Annotated in this window: 15 protein-coding genes; 11 read left to right on the top strand and 4 right to left on the bottom strand. The window is 65.7% G+C overall.

Translation table 11 applies throughout. From position 1 onward, the window contains the following. Positions 1 to 13 precede the first annotated feature (13 nt). Positions 14 to 1036 carry a M23 family metallopeptidase gene (locus CH273_RS12295; RefSeq protein ID WP_032395772.1) on the bottom strand — a complete coding sequence of 341 codons (1023 nt, stop codon included), beginning with the start codon at positions 1034 to 1036 and terminating at the stop codon, positions 14 to 16. A gap of 240 nt (positions 1037 to 1276) precedes the next feature. Here CH273_RS12295 and CH273_RS12290 point away from each other — a divergent pair, with 240 nt between their 5' ends. From CH273_RS12290 to CH273_RS12275, 4 genes are all read left to right on the top strand, one after another. Continuing rightward, the gene (locus tag CH273_RS12290) at positions 1277 to 3142 is read left to right on the top strand and encodes a hypothetical protein (protein WP_032396246.1); all 1866 of its coding nucleotides are present in this window, start codon (positions 1277 to 1279) and stop codon (positions 3140 to 3142) included. A gap of 147 nt (positions 3143 to 3289) precedes the next feature. Continuing rightward, on the top strand, positions 3290 to 4453 hold the full coding sequence (gene sucC / locus CH273_RS12285) for an ADP-forming succinate--CoA ligase subunit beta (RefSeq protein WP_032395771.1): 1164 nt from the start codon (positions 3290 to 3292) through the stop codon (positions 4451 to 4453). 8 nt (positions 4454 to 4461) lie between these two features. Continuing rightward, positions 4462 to 5373, top strand: coding sequence for a succinate--CoA ligase subunit alpha (gene sucD, locus CH273_RS12280; RefSeq protein WP_032381720.1), 912 nt, complete (start codon positions 4462 to 4464; stop codon positions 5371 to 5373). A 137-nt stretch (positions 5374 to 5510) separates the two neighbouring features. Beyond that, positions 5511 to 5852 carry a DUF2200 domain-containing protein gene (locus tag CH273_RS12275; protein WP_032395770.1) on the top strand — a complete coding sequence of 114 codons (342 nt, stop codon included), beginning with the start codon at positions 5511 to 5513 and terminating at the stop codon, positions 5850 to 5852. A 7-nt stretch (positions 5853 to 5859) separates the two neighbouring features. Here the strand turns inward: CH273_RS12275 and CH273_RS12270 are convergent, their stop codons facing one another. Then, entirely contained in the window at positions 5860 to 6177 is a 318-nt protein-coding gene (locus CH273_RS12270) for a hypothetical protein (RefSeq protein ID WP_143546216.1), read from the bottom strand. Here CH273_RS12270 and CH273_RS12265 point away from each other — a divergent pair. Continuing rightward, complete coding sequence (locus CH273_RS12265) at positions 6170 to 6661, top strand: hypothetical protein (protein ID WP_143546215.1); 492 nt, start codon at positions 6170 to 6172, stop codon at positions 6659 to 6661. The genes CH273_RS12270 and CH273_RS12265 overlap by 8 nt on opposite strands. A 72-nt stretch (positions 6662 to 6733) precedes the next feature. Here CH273_RS12265 and CH273_RS12260 read toward each other — a convergent pair whose 3' ends face one another. Both CH273_RS12260 and CH273_RS12255 read right to left on the bottom strand, forming a co-directional pair. Beyond that, positions 6734 to 7744 carry a COG1361 family protein gene (locus tag CH273_RS12260; RefSeq protein ID WP_032395767.1) on the bottom strand — a complete coding sequence of 337 codons (1011 nt, stop codon included), beginning with the start codon at positions 7742 to 7744 and terminating at the stop codon, positions 6734 to 6736. 7 nt (positions 7745 to 7751) lie between these two features. Continuing rightward, a complete protein-coding gene (locus tag CH273_RS12255) occupies positions 7752 to 8267 on the bottom strand; it encodes a hypothetical protein (protein ID WP_032395766.1) in 516 nt (171 codons plus the stop codon). Positions 8268 to 8476: 209 nt separating this feature from the next. Between CH273_RS12255 and CH273_RS12250 the strand changes: the two genes are divergently transcribed. From CH273_RS12250 to purH, 6 genes are all read left to right on the top strand, one after another. Continuing rightward, a complete protein-coding gene (locus CH273_RS12250) occupies positions 8477 to 9700 on the top strand; it encodes an acyl-CoA dehydrogenase family protein (RefSeq protein ID WP_032395765.1) in 1224 nt (407 codons plus the stop codon). A 108-nt stretch (positions 9701 to 9808) separates the two neighbouring features. After that, positions 9809 to 10933, top strand: coding sequence for a dimethylsulfone monooxygenase SfnG (gene sfnG / locus CH273_RS12245; RefSeq protein WP_032395764.1), 1125 nt, complete (start codon positions 9809 to 9811; stop codon positions 10931 to 10933). A gap of 94 nt (positions 10934 to 11027) precedes the next feature. Next, positions 11028 to 12218, top strand: a complete 1191-nt coding sequence (locus CH273_RS12240) for a DUF5336 domain-containing protein (RefSeq protein ID WP_143546214.1) — start codon at positions 11028 to 11030, stop codon at positions 12216 to 12218. A gap of 71 nt (positions 12219 to 12289) precedes the next feature. Next, complete coding sequence (locus CH273_RS12235) at positions 12290 to 13732, top strand: cell division protein PerM (RefSeq protein WP_032395763.1); 1443 nt, start codon at positions 12290 to 12292, stop codon at positions 13730 to 13732. Positions 13733 to 13812: 80 nt separating this feature from the next. Then, positions 13813 to 14427 (top strand): phosphoribosylglycinamide formyltransferase, encoded by a 615-nt coding sequence (gene purN, locus CH273_RS12230; protein WP_032395762.1) that lies wholly within the window; start codon positions 13813 to 13815, stop codon positions 14425 to 14427. Then, on the top strand, positions 14424 to 15980 hold the full coding sequence (gene purH, locus CH273_RS12225) for a bifunctional phosphoribosylaminoimidazolecarboxamide formyltransferase/IMP cyclohydrolase (protein WP_032395761.1): 1557 nt from the start codon (positions 14424 to 14426) through the stop codon (positions 15978 to 15980). Before purN ends, purH begins: the two co-directional genes overlap by 4 nt. Positions 15981 to 16029: the final 49 nt, after the last annotated feature.

Below are 16029 nucleotides of genomic sequence, written 5' to 3'. Positions count from 1 at the left end.
GACGAGCGAGAATTCAGTCCATCTCGGGGCCGAGGGAGATTCCTCGGGAAGCGAGCCACGGAAGCGGGTCGATCTTGACCTCGCCCGGAAGGTGTACCTCGAAGTGCAGGTGCGGTCCGGTGGAGAAGCCGCGGTTGCCCATGGTCGCGATCTGATCGCCTGCCATGACGTCCTGGCCGACAGTGACGGTCGAGGTGTCGATGTGGCCGTAGACGGTGATCGTGCCGTCGGCGTGCTGAATGCGAACCCACATGCCGAAGCCTGCGGCCGGACCGGAGTCGATCACCTTGCCGTCGGCGACGGCGTAGATCGGAGTTCCGATGGCATTGGCGACGTCGACGCCGGCGTGGAGTACGCCCCAGCGGGTGCCGAAGTTGGAGGTGTAGGTGCCCTGCGCGGGAAGTGCGAACAGGGGCCTGCGGGCAGCGGCTTCGCGTGCGGCACGCTCTTCGCTGAAGCGCTGGCCCTTGGCGAGCAGGTCGTTGAACTGGCTCAGATCCACCGGTGCAGCGATGCTGAGAATCTGCGGTGCTTCCGACGGCGTCGCGCTGGACGAGTCGGCTTCGATCTCGGTGGTCTGCGGCGTGGTGGTGGCCGCGACTGCTGCGGCGGCGGGTGCTTCACCTGCGGCAAGGGCGTACTCGGAGGTGGCGACTGCGGCGGGTGAGTCGTCGTTGACGACGGCTTGGCCTGCTGCGACTACCGCACCTGCGGCGACTGCGAGAACGGCAGCTCGGCCCTTGAGTGCGGTGGGAGGAAGGGGGATACGGTGTGCGCCTCCGCGACGGGCCACGGGGGTGGCGTCTGCGGTGGTGGCGTACGAGGTGACGACGGTCGGAGACTCGTCGGGTGCGATGTACGGGGTCTCGACGAACTCGGCCTCGGCGTACCGGTACGCGGGGTAGGAGTACGCGTCGTACGCGCTGTTGTCCTCGGCGGGTTCGGAGATGGGCTCGTAGCTGTAGACCGTGGTCGCGTCGTCGGCCGTGGGTCGAGAGAACCGGCTGGAAGTGAAGGACGCACGGTGTTGCTGCAAGACCTACAACCTCCGTTATCCGTGACCTGGCCGTTACTGAAAGACTCGGCAGACGGTAACGAAATGATTGCGGGGCGCGCAAGTTAACAGCCGAAACCGGCGGGATATGTGAGATGGCTCACAAGTCGACCAGCGGTTATGTCGTGACGGGCCACATTCGTAATCGGACACGAGAACCCGTGGACGGCACACGGCGACAGTAACGGTTCTCGCACCGATCGAGCCGATACCGTGATCCGAGTGCCGACTCCCACCTTCGACGACTCGTCCGCCCGCGGCTCCGAGCGAGCGGAACCGCAACGGATCCGACCTCAGGACGGAGAGTTCGGCCGAGCGGACGATCCGTCGCCCACCCCGCGCGGCGCGCTTGCCGTCGTACTCGCTCTGATCGCTGCGATTGCCACGGTCGCGGCCCAACTGATCGGCGTCGTCCGCAGCGCCGACGGGTCGCCGGTGGGTGACGGGGCAGTAGTGGCCGCGATCCTGGCCGGTGCCGTCCCCGTTCTCGTGGTGATCGGAGCCGCGGTGGGCCTTGCGAACAAACGCGTCGAGCTTGCGGCGGCCCTGCTGGCCGGATACGGCGCGGTGGCGCTCGGATTCACACTGCTCGACGTTGCTCTGTTGTCCGATCCCATCGACGCGAATCGGCTCGAGCTCTTCCGCCCGCTGAGCGCCGCGATGCTCGACGCCACCCCGGGCGCCTATGTTCTGCTCGTCGGTCACGCTGTGTCGGTTCTGGCGGGTGTTGCGGGGTGGTCCGCAGTGCATCGCGCCGGGCTCGGTGACGGGTACGGCCACTCGGTGTATTCCGAACACGTGGGACGGGCGGCGGCGGGGCGCGTCGGGCCGATGCTCGCCGGGCTGCTCGGCGCGTTCGGTGTGCTTGCGGCCGTTGCAGCGTTCGCCTCGCTGTACCGCTCGTCCGATCCGGTCGTGATCGTGACGGCAGTGGTGGAGTCGCCGGTGTTCGTCGCGGTGGGCTCCGCAGTTGTCGGTATCGCGGCGCTCGTGGTGGCCGCATCGGCGTTGGCCGCACTGTCGCCGCAGGTGGCGTCGGGCGCATCCGTCGGAGCCGGGCTCGGGGTGCTCGGATTCGCCGGGGTCGGCCTGCTCGCGGGCCTCGGTACCGGCGACCGGGTGGATGCCGGACTCGGTGCATATCTGGGGACGGTCGCAGGGCTCGGACTGCTGATCTGTGGCGCACTGCTCGCGCCCGTCGCCGCGGCGCGTGACCGTCGAGCACTGGAGAGAGCGCAGCAGCGCGAGACGGGTTCGCGCGGTGTCCGCGGTGTCGCCGGTCCCGGAACGACGCGGTGGCACGCCGCAGCCGGGACCGCAGGAGTGCTCTCCGGTGTGCTGTTCGTTCTCGGATCGTTGCTGCCGATTCTGGAGACCGACTCGGGAATCGCCGCGCCACAGATATTGGCCACTCGCGTGGTGTTGGTCGCCGGGTTCGTGATGATTCTGGGTTCGGTGCCGCTGCTGTTCTCCGAGTTCGCCTCGACCGCGCGACCGTTCGTGTCGATGTTCTGGCTCGGCGCGGTTGCCGCTGCGGCGGCGGTACTCCAGTCGGTGGTGCTCGCCGAGGACGTGGAGGGTGTGAGCACCGGCGTCGGCGCGCTGGGGATCATCGCAGGCGTCGTTGCCGCGGCTGCCGCCGGAGTGCTGGCTCTGTTCGCCGGATCTGCCGAGCGCGACGATGTCGACACGTCCCAGGACTCCGCGACCGATGGTGTTGTGCTCGGTACCGGATCGATCGGAGCCGTACTTCTGGCGGTGGGACTGGCGCTGCCCCTGTATCGCGGCAGCGACCTGACGGCCGCGACCGTCACCGAATTTCCGTGGGGCTGGGATACCTGGGGGCAGATGCTGCTCGCCGTCGGAGTGATCGTCGCTGCCGTCGTGGCTGCGCGTGCCAGGTCCGCGCGCGGTGCCGTCCTGCTCGCTGCCGCAGCCGTCGCGGGCATCGTGCATCTGTCGTCGTGGCCGCTGACATCCGCGCGCGCCACCGATCCCGAGATGGGACCCGGCGTGCTGCCGTCGGTGGCGGGAATCCTCGTTCTCGCTGTCGCGGCGGCACTTTCGGCCCGCCGCGCAGATCGGTGACGCCCGTTTCAACGAGCCGGCAGCGGTGAGATAGGCCACATAGCATGCATGCGCCCGATACGCCGTCGAGGCACCTGGATAAAGTCCATGCTCAGACCCGCTCACACCCGACGGAGCGGGCGTCAACGTAGACGAGACGGTGAGCTGATGGATCTCTTCGAATACCAGGCGAAGGAATTGTTCGCCAAGCATGGCGTACCCACCTCCGCAGGCCGTGTTACCGACACGGTCGCCGGAGCAACAGAGATTGCCGAAGAAATCGGCAAGCCAGTAATGGTCAAGGCACAGGTCAAGGTCGGCGGCCGCGGCAAGGCCGGCGGCGTCAAGTACTCCAAGGACGTCGCAGCAGCCACCGAGAACGCAGAAGCGATTCTCGGACTCGACATCAAGGGCCATGTCGTCAAGAAGCTTCTCGTTGCAGAAGCTTCCGACATCGCCGAGGAGTACTACATCTCCTTCCTGCTCGATCGCACCAACCGCACCTACCTCGCAATGTGTTCGGTCGAGGGTGGCGTCGAAATCGAGGTGACGGCGGAGGAGAACCCCGACGCACTCGCACGTATCCCGGTCGATGCCGTCAAGGGCGTCGACCTTGCTTTTGCTCGTGAAATCGCCGAAAAGGGCAAGCTTCCCGCCGAGGTGCTCGACGCCGCTGCGGTGACCATCCAGAAGCTGTGGGAGGTCTTCATCAACGAAGATGCTCTCCTGGTCGAGGTCAACCCGCTGGTTCGCACCCCGGACGATCAGATCCTCGCCCTCGACGGCAAGGTGACGCTCGACGCCAACGCAGACTTCCGTCAGGCCGGCCACGCCGAGTTCGAGGACAAGGACGCAGCCGATCCCCTCGAGGCCAAGGCCAAGGAGAACGACCTCAACTACGTCAAGCTCGACGGACAGGTCGGCATCATCGGAAACGGTGCCGGACTGGTCATGTCGACCCTCGACGTCGTCGCATACGCGGGCGAGGCACACGGCGGCGTCAAGCCCGCCAACTTCCTCGACATCGGCGGCGGCGCATCGGCCGAGGTCATGGCCGCAGGCCTCGACGTCATCCTTGGTGACGAGCAGGTCAAGAGCGTGTTCGTCAACGTCTTCGGCGGCATCACCGCGTGCGACGCAGTGGCCAACGGCATCGTCGGCGCGCTGAAGAAGCTGGGCGACGACGCCAACAAGCCGCTGGTCGTCCGTCTCGACGGCAACAAGGTCGAAGAGGGCCGCAAGATTCTCGCCGACGCCGCGCACCCTCTGGTGACGCTCGCCGGAACCATGGACGAGGGCGCCGACAAGGCCGCCGAGCTGGCAGCGAAGTAGAGGAAACAATGTCTATCTTTCTGAACAAGGACAACAAGGTCATCGTCCAGGGCATCACCGGCGGCGAAGGCACCAAGCACACCGCCCTGATGCTCAAGGCAGGCACCCAGGTCGTCGGCGGCGTCAACGCACGCAAGGCCGGAACCACGGTCAAGCACGTCGACGCACAGGGCAACGACATCGAATTGCCCGTCTTCGCTTCGGTTTCCGAGGCCATGGAGAAGACCGGAGCCGACGTGTCCATCGCGTTCGTGCCGCCGGCATTCTCCAAGGACGCCATCGTCGAGGCGATCGACGCGGAGATCCCGCTGCTCGTCGTCATCACCGAGGGCATCCCCGTGCAGGACTCCGCGTACGCGTGGGCCTACAACGTGGAGAAGGGCAAGAAGACCCGCATCATCGGCCCGAACTGCCCCGGAATCATCACTCCCGGTGAGGCTCTCGTCGGCATCACGCCCGCGAACATCTCGGGAACCGGCCCCATCGGCCTGGTCTCCAAGAGCGGCACGCTGACCTACCAGATGATGTTCGAGCTCCGCGACTTCGGATTCTCGACGGCCATCGGCATCGGCGGCGACCCGGTCATCGGAACCACCCACATCGACGCCATCGAGGCGTTCGAGGCGGACCCCGACACCAAGGTCATCGTCATGATCGGCGAGATCGGCGGCGACGCCGAAGAGCGTGCAGCCGACTACATCAAGGCCAACGTGACCAAGCCGGTCGTCGGCTACGTCGCAGGCTTCACCGCTCCCGAGGGCAAGACCATGGGCCACGCAGGTGCCATCGTCTCCGGCTCGCTGGGAACGGCGCAGGCGAAGAAGGACGCACTCGAGGCCGCGGGCGTCAAGGTCGGCAAGACGCCGTCCGAGACCGCTGCACTCGCACGCGAAATCCTGGAATCGCTGTCCGTCAAGTAGGACTCGCATCTGAAAAAGCCCGCCACCGATTTCGGTGGCGGGTTTTTTCGTGTGCCCCTGCTCCGCGTCAATGGACCACTGCATGCGTCTGGGCGGTGCAATGTCACATTGATGCGGATGGGTCTAGATTGATCCGCGTGCACAGGATCTTCACCACAGCGTTCAGCTCGGTCTATCCGCACTACGTGAACAAAGCCGAACGCAAAGGTCGGACGAAAGCCGAGGTCGACGAGATCATCCGGTGGCTCACCGGGTTCGATCAGCCGACCCTCGATAGACATCTCGAGGCCGAGACGACGTTCGACGACTTCTTCGCGGCCGCGGACCTCAACTCGAACTCGACGCTGATCACCGGAGTCGTCTGCGGCATCCGCGTCGAGAATGTCGAGGACCCCCTGATGCAGAAGATCCGCTACCTGGACAAGCTGATCGACGAGCTGGCCAAGGGTAAGAAAATGGACAAGATCCTGCGCGAATGACCGTTGCTCAGTAAATCGAATGGGTGAGCGTTGCGCTGTATTCGTCGGCAACGACTCCCGTACTGGGGATGGCCACCGATATCGTCGACATCCAATCCGTCACACAGAGTGCACCGCCGGTCTTGGCTAGGGTGGGCGTGGGAGTCAGGCTGACGTTGACAGCACCGGAGTTGCCTGCGAGTCCCGCGGTGCACCGCGATGACGGCGCGCTGTAGGTCGCCGAGGTAGGGACCAGCGTTCGGCCCGTTTTCGCTCCCCGAAAATTGGACAGGCTGACGTCGGACTTCCATCCAGCGGTGCCGACCCCGAGCACGACCATGTTCATCGTCGCTGTCCAGGTCGATCCCGGCGTGACGCTCGATGGTGCCGCGATCGAAACCGGTGCCGCGATATTGAGCAGATTGTCTGCGGCCACGGCAGGTGCCGCAGCCCTGATAGCCGGTTTTCGAGGGTCAGTGATCGTCGTAGGCAATGAGGTTGTCGGTGCAGGCACCGTGGTTGTCGGGAGGCTAACAGTGGGCACCGACGAGGTGGTGTCGGCAGGTGGGGCCGGGGTCGAGACCGCCGGACCGACCTCTTCGCTTGTCGGCGGTGTCGATGCGGTTATCGAGGACTCGGTCGACTCTTCCGTCCTGCTCACCTGTGTCGACGGGGTGTCGCTACTGGCAGTTGCCCCAGGAACGAGAGTTGCACACGTCGGGGGCGGCGCGGCCGAGGTGGTCGGCGGAACGGTGATCGTTGGCGTAGGTACTACGGTTGCTTCAACCGCGCAGACCTGTTCGGTTACAGACGAATCGGGAATCGGCTGAGCGGAGACAGTCGGGTTGGTGGTGGCCGCAAGAGCCACCGCCAACCCGACGGCTACCGCCAGGCGTCGCATCTCAACCGACCTGTCGCCGCCGCGTCATCACGACGACCGCAACGCCGATCGCGACGACAACCAGCGCCGCGAGTCCCCAGATCCATACCGGTGTGCCGGAATCCGACGATGTTTCCTCCGCCGCCACCGAGCCCTGATCCGGGAACGTCAACTCGACGCCGGATGTCTTGCTCACCAAACCACTCGTGATGGTGACCGCTGCCTGCCATGGACCGGCAGGGAGCGCAGGGTCCAGCGTGAAGGTGACGCTTCCCGTTTGCCCTGGCGCAATTGATCCGCCCGAACCCTTCACCGGGGCAGTCGAAATCCCGCCGGGACCTCCCGACAGCTCCACGGTTCCACTTGGGTCGAGGGCTCGCCCGCCGGTGTTCGAGATGGCGGCAACGATCTCCGGCGCGCCCGAGTCGTTGCGTGACGCGGTGACATCGCCGATCTCCAGGTCGGCAGCCGGGCCGTTGCCGGGTCCCACCGACAGATACGTACGAATACCCACGCGGCTGACGTTCTGGATGCCCGTTCCGGTTGGGGCACCGGCAGTTTGCGCCCACACGACGGCGTACTGCTCACCTTCGGCGGCGTCGGGTGGAACCGCGATGGTGACGACCGCTTCGGCCGCGGATTTCGGAGCCAGCGCGAGGTCTGTCGGCGTCACCGACATCCACGTCGTGAGCTCGTTGACAGCGCGGTCGTCACCCACCTCGAAGCCGGAGTCGTCAGCTCCTATCGATGCGGCAGCGGGGTACAGGGTGATCGGCTGCTCTTGATCGCTGCTGTTGCTGACCTCGATTCGTCTGGTGATCGTGGTTCCAGGAGGCAGGTTGTCGATGATGTACGCCAGCGCACGCGGATCGTCCTGCAAGGACACCGGCGCTTCGAGCAAGCGAATACCCACGCTGCCCACCGGTGTCGGTTCGGCCGGTTGCTGAGCGGCCGCCGGAGCCTGCGTGACGAACGCCGAGGCGAACATCAGCACGGTGAGGACTCCGGCAGCCAATCCCCGATGAAGTGACATGTACAGATCAGGCGACCGAATGCGTGACAACACCCGTGTACGTACCGGCCACGACATCGCTGGGCAAAGCGACGGAGACGGTGCCGGTCCAGGTAGCGGTGTTCGCTCCGACGACTGCCGTCGCGGTGACCACAGGCTTGTTGGAGTCGATGGTCTGAGGAACCAGTATTCCGGCCACCGTCGAGACGCCTGTACGCGCAGGCAGGAGCGGTGCGGAATAGGTGACTGCGGTCGCAGGGATGGACGCGGGGTCCGGCGCGGGCTTGTCGAACGCGGTGCTGATCGCCGACGCCGTCCAGCCATTGATTCCGAGTCGCTGGTCGGACACGACGACAGGGGTGATGCCTCCGCTCGCTGTGTTACCGGTGACGGTCAGCGCCTGGGATGTCGGGGCTGTGATCGTGAGTGCACCTCCCGTGACGGTGAACGTCACATTGGTGGGTACGGCATTCGAGACAGCGGGGGAGATGACGGCAGCAACGAGGGCACCGGCGGCGGCGGTGGCGAAGAGTGACTTGCGCATAGGGGACGTCCTTGGGGAGGGCGAGCGCTCGGACCCGCCGGTTTGTGATGTGCACAACATTAATCGCTGGATGTCGTGAGTCGTTACAAATCAGAACTATCTGTCCGCGAGCATGTTTTCGAGGTGCGAATCGGACCGTTTGTGCAGCTTTAAAATCCCGCTGAATCGAAGTGTGTTCATTGCTTCGGCGCAGGACTTCACTGTGCGTCATGACAACCACAGAAAATCGTGCTCTCACCAAGAACTGGCCCGACGCACCCACCACCGCTGCCGGATGGATTTCCCGCGCGGGAGAGGTAGCTCAACTCCTCGCCGTCGATGCCGTCGCTCGCGACAAGGGGCGTGAGGTCCCGACGGCCGAGGTGCAGCTGCTCAAGGATGCAGGCCTCGTCACGCTGCTCGGCCCCGTCGAACACGGCGGCGCAGGCCAGGACTGGCCGACGGCATATCAGGTGATTCGCACAGTTGCGAAGGCCGACGGTTCCATCGGCCAGTTGCTGGGCTATCACCTGTTGTGGTTCTGGGCCGCGCGCCTGGTCGGTACTCCCGAGCAGATCGAGGCCGTGGAGGCCGACGCCACGAAGAACAGGTGGTTCTTCGGCGGAGCAGTCAACCCCCGCGACAACGACGTCGCTGTCACCGACGAGGGTGACACCATCGTCTTCGACGGTTCCAAGACCTTCTCCACCGGCAGCCGCGTCTCCGACGTCACCGTGCTCGAAGGAGCACTCGAGGGCAGTACCGATCACGTGTTCGCGATCGTTCCGTCGAACATCGAGGGCTTGTCCTTCCACGACGACTGGGACAACATCGGCCAGCGTCAGACCGAGAGCGGCAGCGTCACCATCGACAAGGTTCGCGTCGACTGGGCCAGTGCAGCCGGCTTCGTGGACAAAGCCTTTCAGCCTCGGGTCTACAACACCCTCAACGTCCCGACAATTCAACTGGTGTTCGTCAACTTCTACCTCGGGATCGCGAGGGGTGCTCTCGAAGAGGCGGCGTCGTACACCAAGGACAAGACCCGCGCGTGGCTGCACAGCACCGTGGACAAGGCCGTGGACGAGCCGTACATCATCGACATCTACGGCGATCTGACCTCCAAGCTCTGGGCCGTCGAAGCCCTCGCCGACGCAGTTGCGCTGGAAGGACAGAAGATTCACGACAACGCCTGGAACGTCACCGCCGAGGAGCGCGGTGAGCACGAGGTTCGGGTGGCCGCAGTCAAGGCTCGCGCCACCGAGGTCTCGCTCGAGATCACCTCGACGGTGTTCGAGGCGCTCGGCGCGCGTGCGACCGCCAGCAAGTACGGATTCGACCGCTTCTGGCGCAACGTGCGAACCCACACCCTGCACGACCCGGTCGCGTACAAGCGACGCGAGGTGGGCCGCTGGGTTCTCACCGGTGAGCTGCCCGAGCCCACCTGGTACTCGTAATCCTCACCTTTCTGGCCCCGATCCGACCCCCGATTTCCGGATGAATGTGCCATTCACGCCGGCTGAGCGCGTGGATGGCACATTGATCCGCCGAAGGATGACGCACACATGAGCACCGAAAAAATCACCGACGCAATCAAGTTCGCGTACTGGGTACCCAATGTCTCGGGTGGTCTGGTCACCAGCACCATCGAGCAGCGCACCAGTTGGGATTACGAATACAACAAGAAGCTGGCGCAGACGGCCGAGAACAACGGCTTCGAGTACGCCCTGAGTCAGGTTCGCTACGAAGCCAGCTACGGGGCCGAGTTCCAGCACGAATCCACCAGCTTCTCGCTTGCGCTGCTGCTGGCGACGGAGCGGCTGAAAGTCATTGCCGCAGTGCACCCCGGACTCTGGCAGCCGGCGGTCCTCGCCAAGCTCGGTGCCACTGCCGATCACCTCTCGAACGGCCGATTCGCCGTCAACGTCGTCAGTGGCTGGTTCAAGGACGAGTTCACCCACCTCGGTGAGCCATGGCTCGAGCACGACGAAAGATACCGTCGCAGTGCAGAATTCCTGCAGGTGCTGCGCAAGATCTGGACCGAGGACGACGTCGACTTCCGCGGTGACTTCTACCGGATCCACGACTTCACCCTCAAGCCCAAACCGCTGAACACTCCCGATCGGCCGAACCCCGAACTGTTTCAGGGCGGCAATTCGTCTGCAGCGCAGGAGAATGCCGGACGGTACTCGGACTGGTACTTCAGCAACGGCAAGGATTTCGACGGCGTCACCGAGCAACTCGACAACCTCCGACGCGTGGCCCGTGATCATCGGCGCGAGGTCAAGTTCGGGCTCAACGGCTTCATCATCGCGCGAGACAGCGAGAAGGAAGCCCGAGACACGTTGCGCGAGATCATCGAGAAGGCGAACAAGCCCGCTGTCGAAGGTTTCAAGGGCGCGGTGCAGCAGGCGGGCAATGCGACGGGCGACAAGAAGGGAATGTGGGCGGACTCGACGTTCGAGGACCTCGTTCAGTACAACGACGGCTTCAAGACGCAGTTGATCGGCACGCCGGAGCAGGTGGCCGAGCGAATCGTCGCCTACCGTCGCCGCGGCGTCGACCTGATTCTCGGGGGCTTCCTGCACTTCCAGGAGGAGATCGAGTACTTCGGGGCGAAGGTGCTGCCGCTGGTTCGGGCGCTCGAGGCCGCCGAATCGAACGACACCGAGCTGGTTGCTTCGCGCTGACCTGGAGTTCCGTGATCGGTCGGGTCCGTGCAGTAGCGTGAGTTCTCGGACCCGACCGACCTGGGGTACGGACAATCTCAGATGAGGAGACGCGATGACCTACTCGCCCGGCAGCCCTGAAGCAGGGGGCTCCAACTCTGGTGGCTACGGCGGAGGTGGACCGTCCTACGGCCCGTCGTCCTCGCCGAATCAGCCGTCGTCCAACCCACAAGGTCATCCAGGCCAGAATCAGCCCTTCCATCAGCCGTCGGTGTCCAATCCCTTCGGCCCTCCGGTCCCCGGCACCTCGGCACCGGGCCCGGCTTTCGCCGCACCGCAATCGAAGTCATCCGGATCAGCGCTGTCGAACCTGCCGAAGGTTCTCACGTTCGTGATCCTCGGGCTCGGCATCGTCACCTTCCTGCTCGGACTGCTCGACCTCGTCACCGCCGAGGTCACCTCGTCTCAGGAACTGCCGAGCAGCATTCAGACGTCGTTCAGCACCACGTTCTTCGCGTCCGGTGGTAGTGCGGTGTCGATTGCGCTACTGCTGGCTGCGGGCCTGATCGCCGGTGCCTCGCTACTGCAGAAGGACGCGAGGAACCAGGCCGTGGTGGCCGCCCTGGCGATCGCCGGTTGGCTGGTGCTGGTCTTCCAGTCGTTCAGCCTGCCCAGCGCAGAGGGCAACGAGTTCGCCAGCACCACCAGTTCGCTCGGTATCGGTGCAATCCTGGTGCTCGTCCTGGGCTTCGTCCAAGCCGCCGCCGCGGTGGGGGCACTGCTGCTCGATGCGGGCATCGTCAAGGCTCCGGCTCCCAAGCCCGCGGGCTACGGCAATCAGAACCAGCAGCCCGGATACGGCCAGCAGAACCCGTACAACGCACCGACGACCTCGTTCGGTGGACCGTCGCAGCCCCAGAACTACGGCAATCCGCCGTCGTACGGTCAGCCCCAGGGAACCTCGTCCAACTTCGGTCAAGGCCTCAGCGGTCAAGCACCGAGCGGGCAGGCGTCGGGACAGCATTCCTACAACCCGGGTGCCCAGCCGCCGTACGGACAGTCCGCCCCCAACACCCCGTCGCCCCAGGGCGGCTACACACCACCTCCCTACACCGGTCCCAGCGGCCCGGCCGCGGGGCAGGCCTACCCGCCGAATCAGTACCAGTACGGCCAGCCGTCCGGATACGGTCAGCCCCCGGCCAAGTCGGACGAGCCCGAATCGGGCGAACAGTCGACGCCGTACGGTGCGCCCACGCAATCGTTCGGTGCCACTCCCGCTGTGGAAGACGACAACAAGCGCGACTGATTCAGGCATCACAATCGACTTCGCGGCGCGCCTGACCGGCGCGGCGCGAAGATGATGCGACTCTCGTTGCGATGAGCGATCTATTGAACCGAGAGACGCGACGCGCGGCCGCCCGGGCTCCCCGCGCAGGCACCGGACCGACGCCCGATCAGTCGCGCATGCTCGCCGCAGTGGCCTTCAAGACCTCCGGGCTGGTCGTGGTGATCGCGACGACCCTGGCTCTGATCACCCTCGTCTCCGTCAACAGCGACCTGACCGGAACCCTCGGGGCGATCGCCGGGTCGTGGTTCGCCGTACACCTGGTACCCCTGAGCATCGGCGGGACGTCCCTCGGCGTCGCACCGCTTCTGCCGACACTGATCATCGGCTGGTCCGTCGCCCGAACCGTCCACCATGCCGTCGACTCCGACACCGACAGTCGCATGCTTCGATGGGTGTTCGCGGCGTCGATGGCCGGCCCGCTCGCCGTCACCGCCATCGCCCTGGCCGTCGCCAAGGACGCGTCCACCGTCATCGGACTGTCCAGCCCCAACGCACTCGTCGCGTTCTCCTGGGTCGCAGGCGTGCACGCGGCCGCGTCCGGCACCGGTCTGCTGCTCGCGCGCTGGGACTCACTGGTGGTCCGCCGCGGACTCCCGGACTGGGTGCGCGCGCTGGTTGCTCCGTTCGTGCGGGCGATATCGCTTCTTGCCGCAGGCGGCGCCGCCGTCGTACTGCTCGCCCTGCTCGCCTCCTGGGAAAGCGCGGGAGCACTGGTCGAGAGCGGTCGCGATGTCGTCGGCATGCTCGGGCTGACCGTGGTGTCGGTGCTCTACCTCCCCAACGTCGTCATCGGTGCCCTCGCGGTGGCCACCGGCTCCACTGCCGGTTTCGGCGATGCGTCGGTCAGCCTGTTCTCCACGACGGGAGGACCGCTCCCGCCGCTGCCGATCCTCGCCGTTCTCCCCGAAGGACCGGCGCAGACGATCTGGGTCGTGATGCTCGTCGTCCCGATCGGTGCCGGCCTGTTGCTCGGCCGCGACTGTGCCATCCGAAGCGCCGACATCCAGGTCGCCGTGTCGTCCGTGTGGGTCGTCGCGGCGGCAACCGGCGTGCTGGCAGCGTTGTTCGGCTACGCCGCAGGCGGAAACCTCGGCACCTTCGGCACCGTCGAAGTCACCGTGTGGAGCTTCGGGCTGCTGACATTCGCGTGGTTGGCCGTCGTCGGGTCCGCCTCCGCGGCCCTCGTCGTGTGGCGTCGAGCAGAACCCGAGCCGGTCCAGGACGAGCCCGATCCGACTCCAGTACCCCCGGCGGCCGAATTGGCGATCGAGGCCGCCCCACCCGAGACCGAAGACGACGAACAGGCCGAGGAGGTCGTCGAAGCGGAGGTCGTGGACGAGGTCGGGGACGACGTCCCTGCCGAGATGCCCCCGGCCGAAGAACCGGACGCACCCGTCGAGGCCGCTACCGACGAACCGTTGGATGCCGAGGTCGTCGCTCCGCCCGGAGACCAGGACGGACCTGCCCGGTAGGGCTCGGAGGCGCAGCGACTAGGCTTTCCGCTGGCTCGAACGATCCGCCTCGATACTTCAGGAGTAGTGCGCTGACTGCCTTGCGTGAGACACCCGCGCGGGTCGTCGTCCTCGCGTCGGGGACCGGCTCGCTCCTGCAGTCGCTCATAGCCGCGACTGCCACCGAGAACTATCCCGCTCGCATCGTCGCCGTCGGAGTCGATCGCGACTGCGATGCAGTCCGCCGTGCCGACGATGCCGCGATCCCGAACTTCCGGGTCGCCCTGCGAGACTTCGCCGATCGAGCGGCCTGGGATCACGCACTCACCGATGCCGCCTCGAGCTTCGAACCCGATCTGGTCGTCACCGCCGGGTTCATGAAGATACTCGGCCCGCAGTTCCTCGGGGCCTACACCGGACGCATCGTCAACACCCACCCTGCACTCCTGCCGTCGTTCCCCGGCGCACACGCCGTCCGCGACGCGCTCGACCACGGCGTCAAACTGACCGGTTCGACGGTTCATCTGGTCGATTCCGGAGTCGACACCGGGCCGATCCTGGCGCAGGAAGCCGTACCGGTTCTCGACGGCGACGACGAATCCGCGTTGCACGAACGCATCAAGATTGTGGAGCGACGGTTGCTGGTCGACGTGATCGCAGCCGTGGCCGCCAAAGGTGTCACCTCCGATGGACGAAAGGCTCAGATAATCCGATGAGTGAACGTAAAGCAGTGCGCCGCGCGCTGGTCAGCGTCTACGACAAGACCGGACTGATCGAACTGGCGACCGGCTTGCACAGCGCAGGCGTCGCTCTGGTGTCCACCGGATCGACGGCGAGCAAGATCGCCGACGCCGGAATCCCGGTCACCAAGGTCGAGGACCTCACCGGATTCCCCGAGACCCTGGAGGGGCGCGTCAAGACGCTGCACCCGCGGGTGCACGCGGGCGTGCTCGCCGATACCCGTAAGCCCGAGCATCTTTCGCAGCTCGAGGAATTGGGCATCGAGGCTTTCGAGCTCGTCGTGGTGAACCTCTACCCGTTCACCGACACCGTCGCCAGTGGCGCGACGCCGGACGAATGCGTCGAGCAGATCGACATCGGCGGACCCTCGATGGTGCGCGCCGCGGCCAAGAATCACCCGTCGGTGGCCGTCGTCGTCGACCCGGCCCGCTACGAGGACGTGCTCACGGCCGTCTCCGGTGGCGGATTCACCCTCGCCGAGCGCACGTCGCTTGCGGCACAGGCCTTTCAGCACACGGCCGCCTACGACGTCGCGGTGGCATCGTGGATGAGCAGCGTTCTGACCCCCGACACCGAGACGGTGTTCCCGGAATGGATCGGCGGCACCTGGGACCGCTCGGCCGTGCTCCGTTACGGCGAGAACCCGCACCAGAAGGCTGCCCTGTACGTCGACTCCTCTGCTGCTCCTGGCATCGCGCAGGCCGAGCAGTTGCACGGTAAAGAGATGTCGTACAACAACTTCACCGATTCCGATGCGGCCTGGCGTGCGGCGTTCGATCACGCCGATCCCACCGTCGCCATCATAAAGCACGCCAATCCGTGTGGCATCGCCGTCGGCAAGGACATCGCCGAGGCGCACCGCAAGGCGCACGCCTGCGATCCGGTGAGCGCATACGGCGGCGTCATCGCAGCCAACCGTGAGGTCACCGTCGAGATGGCCGAGCAGGTGGCCGAGATCTTCACCGAGGTCATCATCGCCCCGTCCTACGCCGACGGTGCGCTCGGAGTCTTGCAGCGTAAGAAGAACATTCGCGTGCTGCTCGCGGTAGCACCGCCCACCTCGGGCGTCGAACTCAAGCCCATCTCCGGCGGCGCACTGTTGCAGCAGCGGGACGTGCTCGACGCCGACGGCGACAATCCCGCCAACTGGACCCTCGCAGCCGGCGAACCCGCCGACGAGGCGACGCTGAAGGATCTCGAATTTGCCTGGCGCGCAGGAAGGGCCGTGAAGTCCAACGCGATCCTGCTCGCCCACGACGGTGCGTCCGTCGGCGTCGGAATGGGCCAGGTCAACCGCGTCGACGCCGCCCATCTCGCCGTGCAGCGAGCCGGGGATCGCGTCGCCGGTTCGGTCGCTTCCTCCGATGCGTTCTTCCCGTTCCCCGACGGTCTGCAGGTGCTGATGAACGCAGGCGTCAAAGCCGTTGTGCAGCCCGGTGGCTCGGTACGCGACAACGAAGTGATCGCCGCGGCACAGGACGCGGGAGTGACGCTGTATCTGACGGGATCGCGGCACTTCGCTCACTGAGCTCTCCTGCCGAACTCGAAGTTATGGATGGATTTCCGGCGAAATCCGT

Origin of the sequence: Rhodococcus sp. 05-339-2, from assembly GCF_002258965.1 — a bacterium.
GTDB lineage: Bacteria > Actinomycetota > Actinomycetes > Mycobacteriales > Mycobacteriaceae > Rhodococcoides.
The sequence above is the reverse complement of the archived record's forward strand: the minus strand, read 5'-3'. Positions and strand labels throughout refer to the sequence as shown.